Annotated in this window: 21 protein-coding genes; 11 read left to right on the top strand and 10 right to left on the bottom strand. The window is 71.1% G+C overall.

All coding sequences use genetic code 11. The annotated features are described in order from the left end of the window. Positions 1 to 49: 49 nt before the first annotated feature. Both ABZS61_RS18420 and ABZS61_RS18425 read right to left on the bottom strand, forming a co-directional pair. Positions 50 to 241, bottom strand: coding sequence for a DUF6381 family protein (locus ABZS61_RS18420; protein ID WP_356421666.1), 192 nt, complete (start codon positions 239 to 241; stop codon positions 50 to 52). A gap of 138 nt (positions 242 to 379) precedes the next feature. Continuing rightward, entirely contained in the window at positions 380 to 949 is a 570-nt protein-coding gene (locus ABZS61_RS18425) for a type 1 glutamine amidotransferase domain-containing protein (RefSeq protein ID WP_356421669.1), read from the bottom strand. 37 nt (positions 950 to 986) lie between these two features. Here ABZS61_RS18425 and ABZS61_RS18430 point away from each other — a divergent pair, with 37 nt between their 5' ends. Beyond that, the gene (locus ABZS61_RS18430) at positions 987 to 1,475 is read left to right on the top strand and encodes a hypothetical protein (RefSeq protein WP_356421672.1); all 489 of its coding nucleotides are present in this window, start codon (positions 987 to 989) and stop codon (positions 1,473 to 1,475) included. On the opposite strand, the gene ABZS61_RS18435 is transcribed toward ABZS61_RS18430, so the two are convergent. After that, a complete protein-coding gene (locus ABZS61_RS18435) occupies positions 1,476 to 1,691 on the bottom strand; it encodes a dodecin (RefSeq protein ID WP_356421674.1) in 216 nt (71 codons plus the stop codon). A 202-nt stretch (positions 1,692 to 1,893) separates the two neighbouring features. Here ABZS61_RS18435 and ABZS61_RS18440 point away from each other — a divergent pair, with 202 nt between their 5' ends. The 3 genes from ABZS61_RS18440 (at position 1,894) to ABZS61_RS18450 (ending at position 4,998) form a co-directional block, all read left to right on the top strand. Then, the gene (locus ABZS61_RS18440; protein ID WP_356421677.1) at positions 1,894 to 3,147 is read left to right on the top strand and encodes an extracellular solute-binding protein; all 1,254 of its coding nucleotides are present in this window, start codon (positions 1,894 to 1,896) and stop codon (positions 3,145 to 3,147) included. A gap of 175 nt (positions 3,148 to 3,322) precedes the next feature. Then, the gene (locus ABZS61_RS18445) at positions 3,323 to 4,162 is read left to right on the top strand and encodes a GNAT family N-acyltransferase (RefSeq protein ID WP_356421680.1); all 840 of its coding nucleotides are present in this window, start codon (positions 3,323 to 3,325) and stop codon (positions 4,160 to 4,162) included. Continuing rightward, positions 4,159 to 4,998 (top strand): lysophospholipid acyltransferase family protein, encoded by an 840-nt coding sequence (locus ABZS61_RS18450; RefSeq protein ID WP_356421683.1) that lies wholly within the window; start codon positions 4,159 to 4,161, stop codon positions 4,996 to 4,998. Before ABZS61_RS18445 ends, ABZS61_RS18450 begins: the two co-directional genes overlap by 4 nt. On the opposite strand, the gene egtD is transcribed toward ABZS61_RS18450, so the two are convergent. Genes egtD through egtA form a run of 4 tightly spaced genes read right to left on the bottom strand, consistent with a single transcriptional unit; the run spans position 4,941 to position 9,317 of the window. Next, on the bottom strand, positions 4,941 to 5,903 hold the full coding sequence (gene egtD / locus ABZS61_RS18455; RefSeq protein WP_356421687.1) for an L-histidine N(alpha)-methyltransferase: 963 nt from the start codon (positions 5,901 to 5,903) through the stop codon (positions 4,941 to 4,943). The genes ABZS61_RS18450 and egtD overlap by 58 nt on opposite strands. Then, positions 5,900 to 6,658, bottom strand: coding sequence for an ergothioneine biosynthesis protein EgtC (gene egtC / locus ABZS61_RS18460; protein WP_356421690.1), 759 nt, complete (start codon positions 6,656 to 6,658; stop codon positions 5,900 to 5,902). Before egtC ends, egtD begins: the two co-directional genes overlap by 4 nt. Then, positions 6,658 to 7,998 carry an ergothioneine biosynthesis protein EgtB gene (egtB, locus tag ABZS61_RS18465; RefSeq protein WP_356421693.1) on the bottom strand — a complete coding sequence of 447 codons (1,341 nt, stop codon included), beginning with the start codon at positions 7,996 to 7,998 and terminating at the stop codon, positions 6,658 to 6,660. The genes egtC and egtB overlap by 1 nt, the downstream gene beginning before the upstream one ends. After that, entirely contained in the window at positions 7,995 to 9,317 is a 1,323-nt protein-coding gene (gene egtA / locus ABZS61_RS18470) for an ergothioneine biosynthesis glutamate--cysteine ligase EgtA (RefSeq protein WP_356421696.1), read from the bottom strand. The genes egtB and egtA overlap by 4 nt, the downstream gene beginning before the upstream one ends. 147 nt (positions 9,318 to 9,464) lie before the next feature. Between egtA and ABZS61_RS18475 the strand changes: the two genes are divergently transcribed. Next, positions 9,465 to 10,301, top strand: a complete 837-nt coding sequence (locus tag ABZS61_RS18475) for a TIGR02452 family protein (RefSeq protein ID WP_356421699.1) — start codon at positions 9,465 to 9,467, stop codon at positions 10,299 to 10,301. Here ABZS61_RS18475 and ABZS61_RS18480 read toward each other — a convergent pair. Then, the gene (locus ABZS61_RS18480) at positions 10,286 to 10,753 is read right to left on the bottom strand and encodes a type II toxin-antitoxin system PemK/MazF family toxin (RefSeq protein ID WP_329204995.1); all 468 of its coding nucleotides are present in this window, start codon (positions 10,751 to 10,753) and stop codon (positions 10,286 to 10,288) included. The two genes, ABZS61_RS18475 and ABZS61_RS18480, sit on opposite strands and share 16 nt — an antisense overlap. A 71-nt stretch (positions 10,754 to 10,824) precedes the next feature. Here ABZS61_RS18480 and ABZS61_RS18485 point away from each other — a divergent pair, with 71 nt between their 5' ends. The 3 genes from ABZS61_RS18485 (at position 10,825) to ABZS61_RS18495 (ending at position 13,490) form a co-directional block, all read left to right on the top strand. Beyond that, positions 10,825 to 11,943 (top strand): glycosyl hydrolase family 18 protein, encoded by a 1,119-nt coding sequence (locus tag ABZS61_RS18485; RefSeq protein ID WP_356421703.1) that lies wholly within the window; start codon positions 10,825 to 10,827, stop codon positions 11,941 to 11,943. An 83-nt stretch (positions 11,944 to 12,026) separates the two neighbouring features. Next, positions 12,027 to 13,055: a LacI family DNA-binding transcriptional regulator gene (locus ABZS61_RS18490; protein ID WP_356421706.1), complete on the top strand. Its 1,029-nt coding sequence runs from the start codon at positions 12,027 to 12,029 to the stop codon at positions 13,053 to 13,055. 60 nt (positions 13,056 to 13,115) lie between these two features. Next, positions 13,116 to 13,490, top strand: coding sequence for a hypothetical protein (locus ABZS61_RS18495; RefSeq protein WP_356421709.1), 375 nt, complete (start codon positions 13,116 to 13,118; stop codon positions 13,488 to 13,490). Positions 13,491 to 13,616: 126 nt separating this feature from the next. On the opposite strand, the gene trxA is transcribed toward ABZS61_RS18495, so the two are convergent. Then, positions 13,617 to 13,997, bottom strand: a complete 381-nt coding sequence (gene trxA, locus ABZS61_RS18500; RefSeq protein ID WP_356421712.1) for a thioredoxin — start codon at positions 13,995 to 13,997, stop codon at positions 13,617 to 13,619. 115 nt (positions 13,998 to 14,112) lie between these two features. On the opposite strand from trxA, the gene ABZS61_RS18505 reads away from it, so the two are divergent. From ABZS61_RS18505 to ABZS61_RS18515, 3 genes are all read left to right on the top strand, one after another. Next, the gene (locus ABZS61_RS18505) at positions 14,113 to 15,552 is read left to right on the top strand and encodes an NAD(P)/FAD-dependent oxidoreductase (protein WP_356421715.1); all 1,440 of its coding nucleotides are present in this window, start codon (positions 14,113 to 14,115) and stop codon (positions 15,550 to 15,552) included. A gap of 45 nt (positions 15,553 to 15,597) precedes the next feature. Then, positions 15,598 to 15,993: a hypothetical protein gene (locus ABZS61_RS18510; RefSeq protein ID WP_356421718.1), complete on the top strand. Its 396-nt coding sequence runs from the start codon at positions 15,598 to 15,600 to the stop codon at positions 15,991 to 15,993. Positions 15,994 to 16,108: 115 nt separating this feature from the next. Next, positions 16,109 to 16,528, top strand: coding sequence for a hypothetical protein (locus tag ABZS61_RS18515; RefSeq protein ID WP_356421721.1), 420 nt, complete (start codon positions 16,109 to 16,111; stop codon positions 16,526 to 16,528). A gap of 175 nt (positions 16,529 to 16,703) precedes the next feature. Here the strand turns inward: ABZS61_RS18515 and ABZS61_RS18520 are convergent, their stop codons facing one another. Continuing rightward, on the bottom strand, positions 16,704 to 17,408 hold the full coding sequence (locus ABZS61_RS18520) for a hypothetical protein (protein WP_356421724.1): 705 nt from the start codon (positions 17,406 to 17,408) through the stop codon (positions 16,704 to 16,706). Positions 17,409 to 17,494 lie beyond the last annotated feature (86 nt).

Genomic DNA, 17,494 nt, shown 5'->3' on the forward strand with positions numbered 1-17,494 from the left:
TCCCCGTACATGTCGACCAGGGGAGGGCCACCGGCAGTGAAGCGTGGCTCTAGACCATCGGGTCCATTCCGCGATCCCGCATGCTGCTCTCCTGCTCGCTCTGCTCCTGCAGGCGGCGGGCCTTGTCCTGGAGCCGTTGGCGCTGCTCGGGGTCGGAGGCGCGCTCCGCGGCTTCCTTCAGTTCCTGCGCCTTGGCACGCAGCTGCTGGGCGCGGCCGCCGGATTCACCTGCAACGCTCATGATCACTCCTGAATCGGTGGGGGAGCGGACAGGATCAGCGAATCAGCGCACTGCCGGATCTGCATCTCGGGACCGGACCCGCTTTCCTCCGAGGGCCGCTCGTCGATGGACGAGGAGCGGCCGCGCAATGCTGTCGGCTCAGGAACCCACTGCTGCGAGTCCTTTGTCGACCTCGTGGAGGAAGTCCGGAAGGTCGTCCGGGGTACGCGAGGTGATCAGGAGCCGGCCGCCGGTGTCGTCGCTGACGACCGGTTCGTCGACCCAGTTGCCGCCCGCGTTGCGGATGTCCGTCCGCAGCGAGGCGTACGAGGTGAGGGTCTTGTTCTCGACGACTCCCGCCTCGAGGAGCACCCATGGTCCGTGACAGATGGCCGCCACCGGGCGGCCCGACGACGTGAACGAGCGGACGAGGTCCACGGCGGGCTCCAGCAGCCGCAGCGAGTCGGCGTTGAGTGTTCCGCCGGGGACGAGCAGCAGGTCGTAGCCGGCCGGACCGGCACCGGTCAGTGTCAGGGAGGGCCGCACGTTCTCCCCGGGGTCCCTGTCGCCGACGAGCGTCCGGACGACGTCCAGGGACTCGGCGGCGATGTCCACGGCGGCTCCGCGGTCGCGCAGATGCCGCACGGGCAGCACGAGTTCGTCCTGTTCGACGCCGTAGTTGGTCACGATCACGAGCACTCGGCGCCCGCTGAGGTCGTCGTCCGTCATGCTCCTGTCCTTCCGTCGCGTCTTCTAGGGTGAGCGGGTGAATGACGATGCCCGGCCGCTGGCCGTATTCGACCTGGACGGGACGCTCGCGGACAGCGGCCACCGACAGCACTTCCTCGAAGGGGCCCGGCGCGACTGGGGAGGGTTCTTCGCCGCGGCGGTCGACGACCCCCCGTTGGAGGAGGGCGTGAGCCTGGCGCTGTCGAGCGCCGAGGAGTGCGAGGTCGTGTACCTCACCGGCCGCCCGGAACGGTGCAGGCGGGACACCCTGGCGTGGCTGGAGCGGCAGGGGCTGCCGCGGGGCCACGTGCACATGCGGCGCAACGACGACAGGCGGCCGGCCCGCCGCACCAAGCTGGAGATCCTGAAGCGGCTGGGCCGGGGGCGTGAGGTGCGGGTCCTCGTCGACGACGACGAACTGGTCTGCGATGCGGCCGAACTGGCGGGATTCGCGGTGGTACGTGCCCGTTGGGCCGTGCCGTCGTCGTCGCTCAAGGACGCGCAGGAGCGCGAGGGCCGTACCTGATCACGCCTTCCCGTCGAGACGGAAGCCGACCTTGAGGCCCACCTGGTAGTGGGCGATCCGGCCGTTCTCGATGTGTCCGCGCACCTGTGTCATCTCGAACCAGTCGAGATTGTGCAACGTTTCGGAAGCTCTTGCGACGCCGTTACGGATCGCCGCATCGAGGCCCTCCTCGGAGGTTCCTACGATCTCGGTGACTCGATAGGTGTGATTAGACATCTAATGTCTCCTTTCCTGGTTCCACGGTGCCTCACTCCGCGGCGACGCGCGAGGGATCGCGGTCGTCGCACTCCCGGGGGCAGGGCCCTTGACCCGCCGATTGGTCCATACCAAACTCCGAGTCATAACCCGTGCGAGCGCCGCCCGCAGTCCCCCCACCCGGGTCCTGTTTCGTCGTGCCGTTCCGCAGAAGGTGACCCTCGTGAAATTCCGCAAACTGGCCGGAGCCGTCGCGCTCGTCTCCTCCGTCGCGCTGGGTGGCTGCGGCTACCTGCCCGGCGGGGGTCCCGACAGTCGCACGGTGACCGTCTGGCTGATGCAGGACAGCGCTTCCCAGGGCTTCCTGGACCGCTTCACGGAGTCGTACGAGGAGGAGAACCCCGACATCGAGCTGGAGTTCGTCATCCAGGAGTGGGGCGGCATCGGCGCCAAGGTCCTGGAAGCACTCGACAGCGAGGACGCCCCGGACGTCATCGAGGTCGGCAACACCCAGGTCGCGCAGTACGCGGAGAGCGGTGGACTGCGCGACCTCACCCTCGAGTCCATGCGTGACCTGGGCAGCGAGGACTGGCTACCGGGCCTGGCTGAACCGGGCAGCATCAGCGGTCAGCAGTACGGAATCCCCTGGTACGCGGCCAACCGTGTCGTCATCTACAACAAGGACCTCTTCGCCCAGGCGGGTGTCACGGCGCTGCCCAAGACACGTGAGGAATGGATCGCGACCAGCGAGAAGCTCGACAGCGACGGCCGGCAGGGCATCTACCTCGCGGGCCAGAACTGGTACGTCCTCGCCGGATTCATCTGGGACGAGGGCGGTGAACTCGCTGACGAGAACGGCGGGGACTGGGAGGGTGCGCTCGGCTCGCCCGCCGCCCTGAGGGGGATGGACTTCTACAAGGAGCTCCAGGCACTCGGCGACGGGCCCAAGGACGCCGACGAGCAGACACCCCCGCAGACCGACGTGTTCGCCAAGGGCGACGTCGGCCAGATCATCTCCGTACCGGGAAGTGCCGCCCTCATCGAGCAGGCGAATCCGGACCTCAAGGGCAAGCTCGGCTACTTCCCCATACCGGGCAAGACCGCGAAGAACCCTGGCGCCGTCTTCACCGGCGGGTCGGACCTGATCGTGCCGGGCAAGGCCGACGAGCGCGCCGCGGGCATCGACGTCATCTCGGCCCTGGCGAGCGCGAAGTGGCAGACGGATCTTGCCAGGACGATGAGCTACGTGCCCAACAAGCCCGCTCTCGCCCGGGTCATCGAGGGCCAGGAAGGAACGGCCGCGATGGCCGAGGGGGCGACCCAGGGCCGTGCCACACCCAACTCCCCCCACTGGGCCGCCGTCGAGGCCGAGAACCCCATCAAGCCGTACATGACCGCGGTGCTGCTGGGCGGCAATCCGGCGAGGGAAGCGAAGGCGGCGTCGGAACGCATCACCGCGAAGCTCACCACCGGCTGACAGAGGCCCGGGAGCGACGGCCGAATCCGGCCCCCGGGATTCAGCCGTCGCACATCCCGGCTCTCCGTAGCGGTCATGTCAAGTCCAGTCGGTCACGGAAGAAGTAAGGGGCCGGGCCGTCGCACTCCAGCGGAAGCCCGGCAGCCGCCCTGCTGATCCGTCCCCGGAGACTGCCATGACCGTGCTGCCCCTGCCCCTGCCCCTGCCCCTGCCCCTCGCCCCGCCCGTTCCCGTCCCCGCTGCGGCCGTCCCTCCGCAGGGCGGGGCTCCTACCGAACCCTCGGGGTACCGGGTTTCGCTCGCCACCTGCGAGGACGACGTACGCGCCGCCCAGCGCCTGCGCCATCAGGTCTTCGCCGGTGAGCTCGGCGCTCGGCTCGACGGCCCCGAGCCCGGCCTGGACAGTGACGCCTTCGACGTCCACTGCGATCACCTGCTGGTGCGCGAGGCGGCCACCGGGGACGTCGTCGCCACCTACCGGCTTCTGCCGCCCGAAGGGGCGGCGCGGGCCAGCGGGCTGTACGCGGAGAGCGAGTTCGACCTCAGCCGGCTCGGACCGATACGCGACGACCTGGTCGAGGTCGGCCGTTCGTGTGTCCACCCTGCCCACCGCGACGGCGCGGTGATCGCGCTGATCTGGGCCGGCCTCGCCCGCTACATGGAGCGCACGGGCCACACCTGGCTGGCCGGCTGCTGCTCCGTACCCCTCGCCGACGGCGGCGCGCTGGCGGCCAGGAGCTGGGACACCGTACGCACCCACAACCTGGCCCCGGAGAAGTACTGGGTCACTCCCCACCGCCTCTGGGACACCTCAGGACACCCCGCAGGGGGCTCGGCGGGCCGGGCCGCCCTGCCGCCCCTGCTGCGCGGCTATCTGCGCCTCGGCGCCTGGGTCTGCGGAGCCCCCGCCCACGACCCGGACTTCGACGTCGCCGACCTCTACGTCCTGCTCTCGATGCGCCGGACCGACCCGCGCTACCTGCGCCACTTCCTTTCGCTCGCCCCCCTGCGATGAGCGCCTGGCTGCCCATGGCCCCGTGCACCCCGTACGACTGCGCGGGACACCTGGGCGAGCGGCGTGCCCCGCTGCCCGCCGTGGCCCTGCTGCTCGCCGGGTGCACGCTCACCCTGCTCGGGGTGCTCTGCGTACCGGGCGTGCTGCTCCTGGGCCCGGCGGGCCGAGACCGGCTGGTCCGCCGGTGGGCGTACTGGGTGGTGCGGGCCTTCGGCGTACGCGTACGCGTCACCGGCCGGCCGGGGACGGCGGCCCGCCCGCCGGAGGGGGAGCTCGTGGTCGCCAACCACGTCTCCTGGCTGGACATCCCGCTCGTCGCCGCCGTCTTCCCGGCCCGGACGGTCGCCAAGAGCGAGATCCGGAACTGGCCGCTGCTCGGATCGCTCGCCGCCCTCGGCGGCACGCTGTTCATCGAACGGGACCGGTTGCGGGCCCTGCCCGCCGCAGTGGGGTCCCTGGCCGCGGCACTGGGATCAGGATCACGGGTCGCCGTCTTCCCGCAGGGCAGCACCTGGTGCGGCCGCAGCACCGGCGGCCGCTTCCGGCCCGCCGCGTTCCAGGCGGCGATCGACGCGGGCGCCGCGGTCCGGCCGGTGCGCATCCGGTACCGGACCGCGGACCTGAGCGCCGCAGGTGCCGCGGCGTTCGTCGGGGACGATCCCCTCGCCGCGTCGCTCTGGAGGGTGGTCACGGCCGCCGGGCTCACGGCCGAGATCAGCGTCCTCGCGCCGATCCCGGCCGGCAGTGAGCCCGACAGACGTTCACTCGCGCGGGCCGCTCAGTCGGCCGTCGCCAGCGACAGCGCGAACCGGCCCGCGGAGTCCGTCCACCACTGAGCCAGCCGCAGCCCCGCCGCGGCCAGTTCGTCCCGTACCCCCTCCTTGCGGAACTTCGCCGAGACCTCCGTACGCAGCTCCTCACCCTCCTCGAACGACACCTCCAGATCCAGCTCCCGGATCTTCACGGTCTGGGCCCGCCGTGAGCGCAGCCGCATCTCGATCCACTCGTGCTCCGGGTTCCACACGGCCACATGGTCGAAGTCGTCGAGCTGGAAATCCGCTCCCAGCTCACGGTCCACCACCGTCAGGACGTTCTTGTTGAACGCGGCCGTCACCCCGGCCGCGTCGTCGTACGCCGCGACGAGCGTGGCCTCGTCCTTGACCAGGTCCGTACCGAGCAGCAGGCTGTCGCCGGGCGCCAGGCGTGCCCGTACGGACGTCAGGAACTCCGCGCGCTCCTGGGGCAGCAGATTGCCCAGCGTGCCGCCCAGGAAGGCCACCAGCCGCGGCCCGGGGCTGTCGGGCAGGTCCAGGGCGTGGGTGAAGTCGGCGATGAGGGCGTGCACGGAGAGTCCGGGACGCTCGGCCAGAAGCGCCTCGGCCGCGCCCTTCAGGGCGCTCTCGCTGACATCGACGGGTACGTAGGTGTGCAGCTCGGGCAGTGCGTCCAGCAGATGCCTGGTCTTCTCCGAGGAGCCGGATCCCAGCTCGATCAGGGTCCGCGCCCCGGACGCCGCCGCGATGTCCGCGGAGTGCGCGACCAGGATCTCCCGTTCGGCACGGGTCGGGTAGTACTCGGCCAGGCGGGTGATCTCCTCGAACAGGTCACTGCCGTGCGCGTCGTAGAACCATTTGGGTGGCAGCGTCTTCGGGTGCCGGGTCAGACCGCTCAGCACGTCGGCGCGCAGCGCCGCGTCCGTCGCGTCCAGCGGCAGGGTGCGGGTCAGCAGAAAGGGACTCACTCAGTGGGCTCCTTGAGCGGGGTGAGTAGAACGTCGGTGCGGGTCGCGGCCAGCAGAGTGCGGTCGGGGACCTCGCGCCAGTACGGATCGTCGTCGTACGGTTCCGAGGCCACGACCATGCGGCGGCCCGGTTCGTCGAGATACCAGAGCGAGTCGCCCCACGCGGTCGCCACGATCGTGGAGCCGTCGGTGAGCAGCAGGTTGAGGCGCGAACCCGGGGCGGCCGAGGCGATGTCGACAACGGTGTCGGCGACCGCCTGCGGTATCTCGTCGCCGGCGGCTATCCGGTGGAGGATCAGCGCCCAGATCAGCGCCGAGTCGGTCCGTGCCTCCAGCGCGAGCAGCTCCGCGGGCGGCAGGGCGCCGGCCAGCGGTGCGAGGGAGTCCGGCCAGCCCTTCACCGCCCCGTTGTGGCTGAACAGCAGGCGCCCGGCGGCGAACGGTGCGGCGGCCGCCTCGCCGTCCGCGCCCGCCCGCGTCGCGTCACGGACCGCGGCGAGGAGTGCCGTACTGCGCACCACGCGGGCCAGATCGGCGAATGTCTCGTCGCCCCAGATGGGCCCCCGGCGGCGGTAGCGCCCCGGAGCGGGATCGCCGTCCGCGTACCAGCCGACCCCGAAGCCGTCGGCGTTGACCGTGCCGTACTTCTGGCGGCGCGGCTCCCACGACTGGCGTACGAGCGAGTGCGCCGGGGCCACGAGCACGTCGCCCAGAAGCATCGGAGGCGACCCCAGACAGGCAAGGTGACGGCACATCAGACATCCCTCGCAGTGCGGAAGCCGGAGAAGATCTGGCGCCGCACCGGAAGGTCCCAGTTGCGGAACGTGCCGCGGCAGGCCACCGGGTCCACGGCGAACGAACCGCCGCGCAGCACCTTGTGATCGGGTCCGAAGAACACCTCGGAGTACTCCCGGTACGGGAACGGCGCGAAGCCCGGATAGGGCAGGAAGTCGCTCGACGTCCACTCCCACACGTCGCCCATCAGCTGCCCGGCGCCCGACGGGGCACGGCCGGCCGCGTACGCACCCGCGGCGGCGGGGCGCAGGTGGCGCTGGCCCAGATTCGCCCGCTCGGGTGACGGGTCCTCGTCCCCCCAGGGATAGCGCAGCGAACGTCCGGAGACGGGATCGTGACGGGCCGCCTTCTCCCACTCGGGCTCCGTCGGCAGCCGCCGGCCCGCCCAGCGGGCGTACGCGTCCGCCTCGTACCAGCTGACGTGGAGAACCGGCTCGTCCGGCTCCACCGGCTCGGTCACCCCGAAGCGCCTGCGCAGCCACTGTCCTGCGTCGCGATGCCAGAACAGGGGTGCGGTGAGACCGTGTTCCCGGACCATGGCCCAGCCCCGGGGGTCCCACCAGCGCACCTCCGTGTACCCGCCGTCATCGATGAAGCGCTGGTAGGCGCCGCAGGTGACCGGCGCGGTGTCGATGAGGAAGGCCGCGACCTCTCGCCGGTGCGCGGGCCGCTCGTTGTCCAGCGCCCAGGGCTCGGTCGACGTGCCCATGGTGAAGGGGCCCCCGGGGACGAGGACCTCGGCCGGCCGGGACACCGCATCGGTGGGCTCCGGCGGCTCCGGCGCGTCGAGCACCGCAGGCCCGGAGCGCAGTTGATGGGTGATCAGCATCGTTTCGTCGTGCTGCTGTTCGTGCTGGGCGATCATGCCGAAGGCGAAGCCCGACTGTTCGAGGCGCCGGCCGCCGCCGTGCAGCGGCGCACCGTCGAGGATGTCCAGGGCCCGCCCACGTACGTCGGCGGCATAGGTCCTCGCCTCCGCGGGCGCCAGAAGGGGCAGTGAGGGCCTGCTCGCGCGGGAATGCTCGAAGGCGTCGTACAGGCCGTCGATCTCCGGGCGCAACGCCTCACGGCCGCCCACGGCGCGCAGCAGCCACAACTCCTCCTGATTCCCGATGTGTGCCAGGTCCCAGACCAGGGGCGACATCAGCGGGGAGTGCTGGGCGGTGAGTTCGTGGTCGTCGACGCTGTCGGTGAGCAGCGCGGTGCGCTCGCGGGCCGTGAGGAGCGCGGCCAGGGCGCGCTCGCGCAGGACCTCCGGGTCGAGGCCGGGTTCGGCGGGAGACGCAGCTGTGCCGGTCATCGGGCCGTGCCCCTTCCGTGCCGCGGGGCGGATCCCGTACCGGACCGCGCCGCTGCCGGGGCGAGCAGGTCGTCGGCCGGACATCGGCCCCGGGCCACGTACCGGTCGTGGAAGGCGGCGACGGTGTTCTGCACATGGTCGCTCGCCCCGATCCTGGGCAGCGCCTCCATGGCGGCCGCGAAGCAGGCGGCGGCCGCCGAGGCCAGTTCCGGATCGCTCAGCCCGTCACGGGCGGCGGCTGTCCAGAGGGGATTGCGGGGTGCGGCCAGCGGGCCGGCTGTCTCGGCCAGGGGCTTGACGGTGCGGTACACGGTTTCGGCTGCCTCCGGGTCGTCGAACATGGCGGTCGTCACGGCCAGCGGCACCAGCCAGCCGTCGGTGCCGGACTGGGCGTCGATCATGCGCAGTTCCAGGTGCCCGCGCGGGCGTACCGGCGGGAAGAGCGTCGTGACGTGGTAGTCGAGGTCGGCCCGCACCGGAGGCCGTGGCCCGTCACCCCGGATCCAGTCCCTGAGCGTCAGCCCGTCCGGTACGGCCCACGGGGCATCGCCGTCGCGGATGCACATCACCGGCGTGTCCAGGGCATGCGCCGCCCAGGCGTCGCGGGGCGCGAGACGGCCGCTCGGCGCCAGCGTCCGCGCCGGATCGAGGTCCGCCCACAGCGACTGCCGTGTCGAGCGCCAGCCCGAACGCCGCCCCTCCCGGAACGGCGAATTGGCGAACGCCGCGACGAGGACCGCACCCAGCAGGTGCCCGAGCTGCCAGCGCCGCCCGTAGCCCAGCGGTCCCGGCTCCTCCTCACCGGCATCCAGGCAGACCTGGATGGACGCGGACGTGCACATCATGGCGCGACCGGCGGTCCCGGACCGGTCCAGGGCGGTCTCCATGGCCGCGTAACGGGGCTCCTGCAGCAGACGGCGGGGAGGATGCCACGGATCCACGCCGAGACCGACCGGTGCGAGGCCGGACCGGCCGAGGATGTCGCGCACGGTCCTCATGTCGGCTGCGGTCCGGTCGATGCACTCCATGAGGGAGGCGGCGGGCTGTGAGCTGAGCTCCAGCTGACCGCCCGGTTCGAAGGTCAGGGCCGCATCGAGCGGAGTGGCGCGCACAGCGTCCGCGGCGGCGGCGAGCCGGTCGTGGGAGACGGGCACTTCGGGATACTCACGGTCGTGAATGAGCCATTCGAGTTCCACACCGACCGTCCGGGGCGGTCCTGTCTTGAAACATATGCCGCGCAGCAGATCCTCCGCCTCGTCCTCGCCGAGGAGATCCGCGTCAACGGGCGAACTGTGATCGCCGGGTGTGTCCGGGGGCATGCTTGGCCTCCTTTTGGGGTGCTTCCCTCCCACCCAAACCCTTACCGAGAGTTCGCACAAGGGTGCCCCTGTGGGACGGAAAACCGGTTGCGTCCATGCCGCCCGGGCATCCAGCATGCCCCGTATGCACCACACGGGGGCGCGCCCATGAGCGCACGACTGCGCGGCATCGCGCGCGAGACCGAGGCCATCGTCACGGCCGGGCACTACCTCGCGCCCGACGGGCGCGAGGTGAGCATCGAGCGTGCCCTGACGGCCGCACTGTCCGGCACCAGGCTGTACGGCCCGGAGCCGGTGCCGGTCGCCGTCCTGGACACCGACCGCACCCCGTCCTTCGAGGTCACCGACGAGAGCAGCCTGCAGGCGGCGCACCGGATGACCGCCGGGTCGACGGCCCGGGTCGCCGTCCTGAACTACGCCTCCGCCCGCAATCCGGGCGGCGGCTACCTGAACGGGGCGCAGGCTCAGGAAGAGGCCCTGTGCCGTGGCTCCGCGCTCCATGCCACGCTGCTGCGCGCCCCCGAGTACTACGCCCACCACCGCGCGGAACGCAGTGCCTTCTACACCGACCGGGTCATTCACTCACCGGGTGTGCCGGTCTTCCGCGACGACCGGGGGAGGCCCCTCGCCGCCCCGTACACCGTGGGCTTCCTGACCTCTCCCGCGCCCAACGCCGGAGTGATCCGCAGGCAGACTCCCGCGGAGGCCCACCGGATACCGGCCGCGCTCGCGAGCCGCGCCGAACGGGTGCTCGAAGTGGCTGCCGTCCGCGGCTACCGCAGGCTGGTCCTCGGCGCCTGGGGGTGCGGGGTCTTCCAGAACGACCCGGCCGAGGTGGCGGGCGCCTTCCGCGCCCTTCTCGCCGACGGCGGACGGTTCGCGGGCCACTTCGAACAGATCGTCTTCGGCATCCTGGACCGCAGTCCCGAATCCCGGGTCCGGGCGGCCTTCACCCGGGTGTTCGCCGGTCAGCTCCAGCCGTAGCGCTCCCGCAGCCGCACCACGACCAGGTCGAACCTGTCCCGGTCCAGGGCGCACGCCTCACGGCGCATGCCGTCCTCGTCGACCCTCAGCACCCGGTCCAGATCGACCCAGGACGGCCGTCCCGAGCTGTCCCACGGGCCGGCGCCCAGGGCGACCCACTCGTGATCCCTGTCGTGCTGCTTGCTGGACAACTGCACGGCGAGCAGAGTGCCCTCCTGCTCCCGGGCCACGACCAGAACCGGCCGGTCCTTGCCCCGCCCGTCGTTCTCCTCGAACGGCACCCACGTCCAGACGATCTCTCCGGGGTCGGGATCGCCGTCACGGTTCGGCGCGTACGAGGTGCGGACCGGCCCCACGTCGCGGGGGTCGGCCTCCGCCGTGGCGGCCGGACCACTGCGCCCGGGGAAGTCGGAGGAACTGTCACTGCTGTAGTTGGTGTGCTGGAACGTCATCGCAACACCGTAGAACCTGTACGGCCCAATCCGTGGAGCGGGTCCGTGAAACGGGGTTCAGGCTCGACCTCATGATCACCCCCGTCCTCACCGCACACCTGGCCCGCGCCGTATCGGTCGCCGGGCTCCTCGCAGCGACCCTGCTGCCCACCGCTTCTGCCACGGCGTCAGCCCCCGTCCCCGATCCGCCACCCGCCACGGCCCAGGGGCTGTCCGGCGGTCCCACGACACCGCCTCCCCGCACGGTGTCGGCGTGGCTGCCCTACTGGGACCAGGAAGGCGCGTACCAGGACGCCCTGCTCCACGCCGACCAACTGCACACCGTCAGCCCGTTCTGGTACCAGGCCGTATCGGCCGGCCGGATCGACGCGCACCCCGGCGCGGGCGAGCGACGGATCATCGACGGACTGCACCGCGCCGGAGCGAAGGTCGTCCCCACGGTCATGGAGACGATGGAGTCCGGTGCCCTCGCGGCGATCCTCACCAGCTCCGCCCGGCGCACCGAGCACGCCGACGCGCTGATGCGCACCGTCGCCACCCGTGACTACGACGGCCTCGACCTGGACTACGAATCCATCGCCGCCACGGGCGACGCCACGTACGCCGCCGTACGCGACGGGTTCACCGCGCTGGCGACCGACCTCTGCCGGCGGCTCCAGGGCCTCGGCAAACAGTGTGTGATCACCGTGTTCCCCAAGACCGCGACCACCGGCCGCATCTGGGACTACGCCGCCCTCGGCCGCGTGGCCGACCGGATCCGGATCATGGGCTACAACCTCCACTGGTCGGGCGGCGACCCCGGACCGCTCGCCGACACACGCTGGTACGAGGACATCCTCACCCGCGCCACCGCCCTCGTCCCGGCGGCCAAACTCGAGATGGGGCTCCCCGCCTACGGCTGGGACTGGCCCGCGGACAGCGACAGCACGTCAGCGACGAAGCACGTCACCTGGAAGGAGGCCGAGGCGCTGCGCAAGCAACAGGGCGCGCCCTACCGGCTCGACGAGGTCTCGGGAACGCCGTACTTCACCTACGAGGACGGCACGGAGCTCCGTGAGGTCTGGTACCAGGACGCCCGCGGCGTCGCCACGCACCTGCCGGTCCTGCGCCGGCACGGCGTGACCAACACCGTGCTGTGGGCACTCAATTTCGAGGACCCCGAGCTCTGGCCGGTACTCGCCGGCGGGTGAACCCGGCCGCCCGGTCCCGCCGGTGGGTCCGGTGCCCCCGGGCCACCGGCGGGACCGGCGGGTCTGGAAGACTGCCCGACGCCATGAGCCAGTTACCCGAGCAGCCCGCCGACATCTCCGTACCGACCAGCGCCGACGTGGCGCGCCTCGCCGGAGTCTCCCGGGCCACCGTGTCCTACGTACTGAACAACAACTCGACCGTACGGATCAGCGAACCCACCCGCCGACGGGTCAGGGAAGCGGCCTCCGACCTCGGCTACGTCCCGCACGCCGCTGCCCGCAGCCTGCGCGCCGGCCACACCAGGATGGTGCTGCTGGCCGCCGCGCACGTGCCGGCCGGGCCACTCCACCAGCGCTTCTACCAGGATCTCCAGACGGATCTGCGCCGTCTCGACTACACCGTCGTCCAGTACGGCAGCGTCGGCCTCGACGCCGACGAGGCGGTCAGGGCGTGGGCGGAGCTCCGCCCCGTCGCGGTCGTCTCACCGGGCGGCATCACCCTCACCCCGCAGGGCATAGGGGTGCTCACCCGCTCCGGCGCCAAAGCGGTGATCACGCTCGGACCGCAGCCCGTGGACGGTGCCCACGCACTCGTCATGGACCAGCGCCAGGTCGGCGGCTGCGCAGCCACACACCTGCTGTCCCGCGGCCGCCGCCGGATCGGGGTCGTCATGCCCCAGGACCCCGGTCTCGCGATGTTCTCCGAACCACGGCTGGCCGGCGCGCTCCGTGCGGTGGAGCAGTCCGGGACCGATGCCCGGATCCAGCCGTTGCCGTTGCGGTACGAGGAGGAGTCGGCCGGGGAGCTGGCCGGCCGGTGGCGGGCACTGGGCCTGGACGCCGTCTTCGCGTACAACGACGAATACGCCATGCTCCTGACGCGGGCCTTGCAGGACGCCGGAGTCCAGGTGCCGACGGAGACGGCCGTCATCGGTGCCGACGACCTGATGCTCGGCAGGCTCCTGCGGCCCCGTCTCAGCAGCGTCAGGATGGAACTGGCGACCGCCCAGCCACTGGCGGAGATGATCGACCGCCTCGTGCAGCACCCCGGCGGCGCGCCCGAGCGTCACGACCTGCTGCGGGCCCGTGCCGTGGCCCGCGAGTCGAGCTGAACGGGCCGTGAGCGGTGTCACGACATGCGCAGCCGACGGCAGATGTCTAGCGTCTTCGGCATGAGCCATCCGCAGAGCTACGAGATCCTGCTGGTCCCGGAATTCAAGGACTCCACCGGCGCCCCCACGCCCGGTGCCGCCATTCGCTCCGCGGTCGTGGCGGCCACGGGGGAAACGGGGGCGTCGGGCTACCCGCGCTACGCGGGGGACGGCATGGAGGCGGACATCGACCCGGCGACGCACACCGTGGAGGCCCTGCTGGTGGACGGGGCGGAACTGGACTACGGCCTCACGGTCCGGATCGCGGAGCGCACGGGCGGGGGCGAGGCGGGGGAGACCTGGGCGGAGGCGAGGGTGGAGACCGGCGAACGTACGGAGGAGACAGGCGCGCGGGAGGGAACCGCCGAATCCACCGAGGAGACCGGGGACCGCTGAGCACCGGACCGCGGAGACCAGGGCGCCCCGGCCGCAGTCCTCCTCGGAGCCCGTCGGCCTGCCCATGCGTGAGGGCCCGGCCGTGCCGGCCGGGCCCTCACCACGTCTTCCGCAGATCCGCAGGGACTACGGCTGCTCCTGCTGCGCCTGCTTCTGCTCCTCGACGGACTTCTGCACCTCGTCCATGTCCAGCTTCCGCGCCTGCCCGATGACGTCCTCGAGGGCGGCCTCGGGGAGTGCTCCGGGCTGCGAGAAGACCGCCACGTTGTCGCGCACGATCATCAGAGTGGGAATGGACCGGATCTCGAAGGCCGCCGCCAGCTCCTGCTGCGCCTCCGTGTCGACCTTGGCGAAGACCAGGTCGGGGTGGCGCTCGGACGCCGAGTCGTAGACCGGCGCGAACTGCCGACACGGACCGCACCAGGAAGCCCAGAAGTCGATCAGTAGGAAGTCGTTGTCGGTCACGACCTGATCGAAGTTTTCCTTGGTGAGCTCTACGGTGCTCATACTCTGCTACCTCTTCCTCTGCCCGTTCGGACCTGTCCGGCACAACGGTGACGTCTCTTTCCCTATTCCGCCTGCCCATGTGGCAGCGGCGCACACCCACGACCAGACTGTCCTCATGACTGATGCTGGGGAGAACACCGAGTACGACGTCGTGGTGATCGGGGCCGGTCCCGTGGGGGAGAACGTGGCCGACCGCACCCGCGCCGCCGGGCTGAGCACGGCCGTCGTCGAGTCCGAACTCATCGGCGGTGAATGTTCCTACTGGGCCTGCATGCCGAGCAAGGCGCTTCTCCGCCCCGTCGTCGCCCGCGCCGACGCGCGCCGCGTCCCGGGCCTGAGCGCCGCTGCCGAGGGTCCGCTCGACGCGGAAGCCGTCCTCGCCCACCGTGACGGGATGACCTCCCACTGGAAGGACGACGGCCAGGTCGCGTGGCTGGAGGGCGTCGGCGCGGACATCTACCGGGGCAAGGGCCGGCTGACCGGAACCCGCACCGTGTCCGTGACCGCCCCCGACGGTACGCACAAGCAGCTCACCGCACGGCACGCCGTCGCCGTCTGTACCGGCAGCAGGGCCGTCGTTCCCGCGCTGCCCGGCATCGCGGACGTCCGCCCCTGGACCAGCCGCGAGGCGACCAGCGCCAAGGAGGTGCCCGGCCGCCTCGTGGTCGTCGGCGGCGGCGTGGTCGGCGTCGAGATGGCCACCGTCTGGCAGGGGCTCGGCTCCCAGGTGACGATGCTGATCCGCGGCCGGAAGCTGCTTCCCAAGATGGAGTCGTTCGCGGGTGAACTGGTTGCCGAGGCGCTGACCGAAGCAGGCGCCCGGATCCTCACCGGAGTGTCGGCCACCGCCGCGCGGAGGGCGGGCAAGGACGGCCCCGTGACCGTCGAACTGGACAACGGGGAACAACTGGAGACCGACGAGATCCTCTTCGCCACCGGCCGGGCCCCGCGCACCGACGACGTCGGCCTGGACACGGTGGGACTGAAGCCCGGCTCCTGGCTCGCCGTGGACGACAGCTGCCTGGTCGAGGGAAGCGACTGGCTGTACGCGGTCGGCGACGTCAACCACCGGGCGCTGCTGACGCACCAGGGCAAGTACCAGGCCCGCATCGCGGGCGCCGCGATCGCGGCCCGCGCCCGGAAGACACCGCTCCTGGAAACGGACCCGTGGGGTGCGCACGCGGCCACCGCCGACCACGCCGCGGTTCCCCAGGTCGTCTTCACCGACCCGGAAGCCTGCTCGGTCGGCCTCACCCTCGCGGAGGCGGAAGCGGCCGGCCACCGGGTACGGGCCGTCGACCACGACCTGGCCGCGGTCGCCGGTTCGGGCCTGTACGCCCAGGGGTACAAGGGCCGCGCGCGGATGGTCGTCGATCTGGACCGCGAGATCCTGCTCGGGGTCACCTTCGTCGGACCGGGCATCGGTGAACTCCTGCACTCCGCGACGATCGCCGTCGCCGGCGAGGTTCCCATCGACCGGCTGTGGCACGCGGTCCCCGCCTACCCGACGATCAGCGAGATCTGGCTGCGGCTGCTGGAGACGTACCGCCGTTGAGTACAAACGGTGGAGGCGTGGGGTGCGCAGATGGAGCTGCGAGCCATGCAGCGCCGCAAGCGTGAAGCGACCATCAAGGCCCGGCAGGCCCGCCGGGTGAAGGCCAAGCCCTTCTACGGCTACGAGTACATACGGCTGGCTCCCACGGCGTCCGTGGCCCTCCACGGCCACGCCTCTACCGTCATTTCGGAACGCTGCTCGAAGGATTCTCTCCGACCCCGAACGGATCACGCTGTCTTCGGAGGCGCGGACATCGACCTGCACACGGTGACCAAGAGCCAACTCGTCGACGCCCTCGCCCGGCACGGCCTGTCGTTCGACCGCCACCTGCGGCACATGGACGAGCCCGTCCTGCCCTGGCACACCCTCAACCACGTCCATACCGCTGCCAAGGAACAACTGGCCACCTCCCCCTACGAGCGCGAGAGCACCCGCGGGTGAACGGCTTCCCCCTCCACCCGGGCAAGCACACCCTGCCCGCCGTACCCGCTCGGCCGAACACGCCACGCACGTCCGCACCACCGACCTGGAAGCGGACCTCTCCACGCTCGACGGAGTGGTCCTTCTCCACCAGGGGCGGCTGCTGGCAGACGACCCCCGCGCGGAGGCCGCCCAGCTTCTGCGCGCTGCCCGGCGCCGACTTCTGGACGACGACATCGATGGCGCGATGCTGGAAGCCCGCCGCGCGCTGGAACGGATCAAGGAACGCAGTGGCTGGAAGTGGCCCGGCGGCAAGGACAGGTTGCAGCGCACGCAGGACGAACGCTGGGCCTGGATCCGTTTCGCTGTTGAGGACCAGACAAGCGCAGCGGTGCACAGGGACGCGGTGACGTCGGCGTTCACCTACAGCCGGAACGAGGCGAGAGCGCTGGTTTCCATCGCCGCAGCGCTGTTGACGGTCGTGGACGAACCGCCCGAGCGTTCCGAGCGAGTTCGTCAACCGGCACCGCACACCCGGGCGGCGCCATTCTCGTAGCCGAGCGGGCGAGGCTGTCGAGGTCGGCGCGGTCGGCATCATGAGGATCGGTTCGCGCAACCCTTGCTCGCTGATCCGGCCGGCATGTGACTCGACGGCCTGTCGGCAACGCGACGCGTAACGGCGATACGTGGCGTACCTGGCTTATATCGCCGTAACGGGCGTGATGTACGTGTCAGTCCACTTCCAGGGCGTCCAGGGCCAGCGTGTGGGCGATCGCGAGACGGCGGTCGATGTCGGGCGCGAGGATCTCAAGTACGTACCGGGTGTGGAGCCCCAGCTTCTTGGTGACGGTCATCAGAAGCTTGCCGCTCTCGGTGTACTTGAAGCGGTACGGCCAGATGAACGGCACGTATTCGAGATACGGCACGAACTCCCAGACGAACCGGACGAAGGCCACCACCCGGCTGCGCTCGCGGCCGGTCAGCTTCATCGTCCCCGGCTGCCGCACCTGCCATGTCCTGCGGAGGAAAGACGCGCCCGCGTCCTCGTAGAACGACCCGAAGGACTGGCCCGAAGCGTCCCGCACGTCGTACATGTAGCCCACTTCGTGGTCGCGGCCCTTGAAGGCGGCGAGAACGGACTTCCTGGACGCGTCCGTATAGACGGTCACCTGCCCCCTGAGCGACAGCCGCTTCTCGCGTGCGTAGGCGACGGGCTCGCCCTCGGAGCCGTCCGGCCGGGCCACGCTCACCACGTACTCGCCGGCCGTGAGGCTCAGTGTCTTCTTGATGACGAAGGTGTCGTGGGACTGGATGTCCGGTGCTTCCGCGGGGGTGGGGGCCAGGGTTGGGGCGGGGGTGGCCTTGGTGAGGCCGACGGCGGCCTTGTCCTGCTCCGCGCCCGTTCCTGTATTCGACTCCGTGCCCGTGCTGTCCATGTGGCATCTCCCGTTGTCCCCGTGTCCCCGTTTCGGTCCGTCCATCGTCGGCCGCACGACCGGCCCGGCGCAGTCTCCGGAAGTCG

It is taken from the genome of Streptomyces sp. NPDC005566 (genome assembly GCF_040605575.1).
GTDB lineage: Bacteria > Actinomycetota > Actinomycetes > Streptomycetales > Streptomycetaceae > Streptomyces.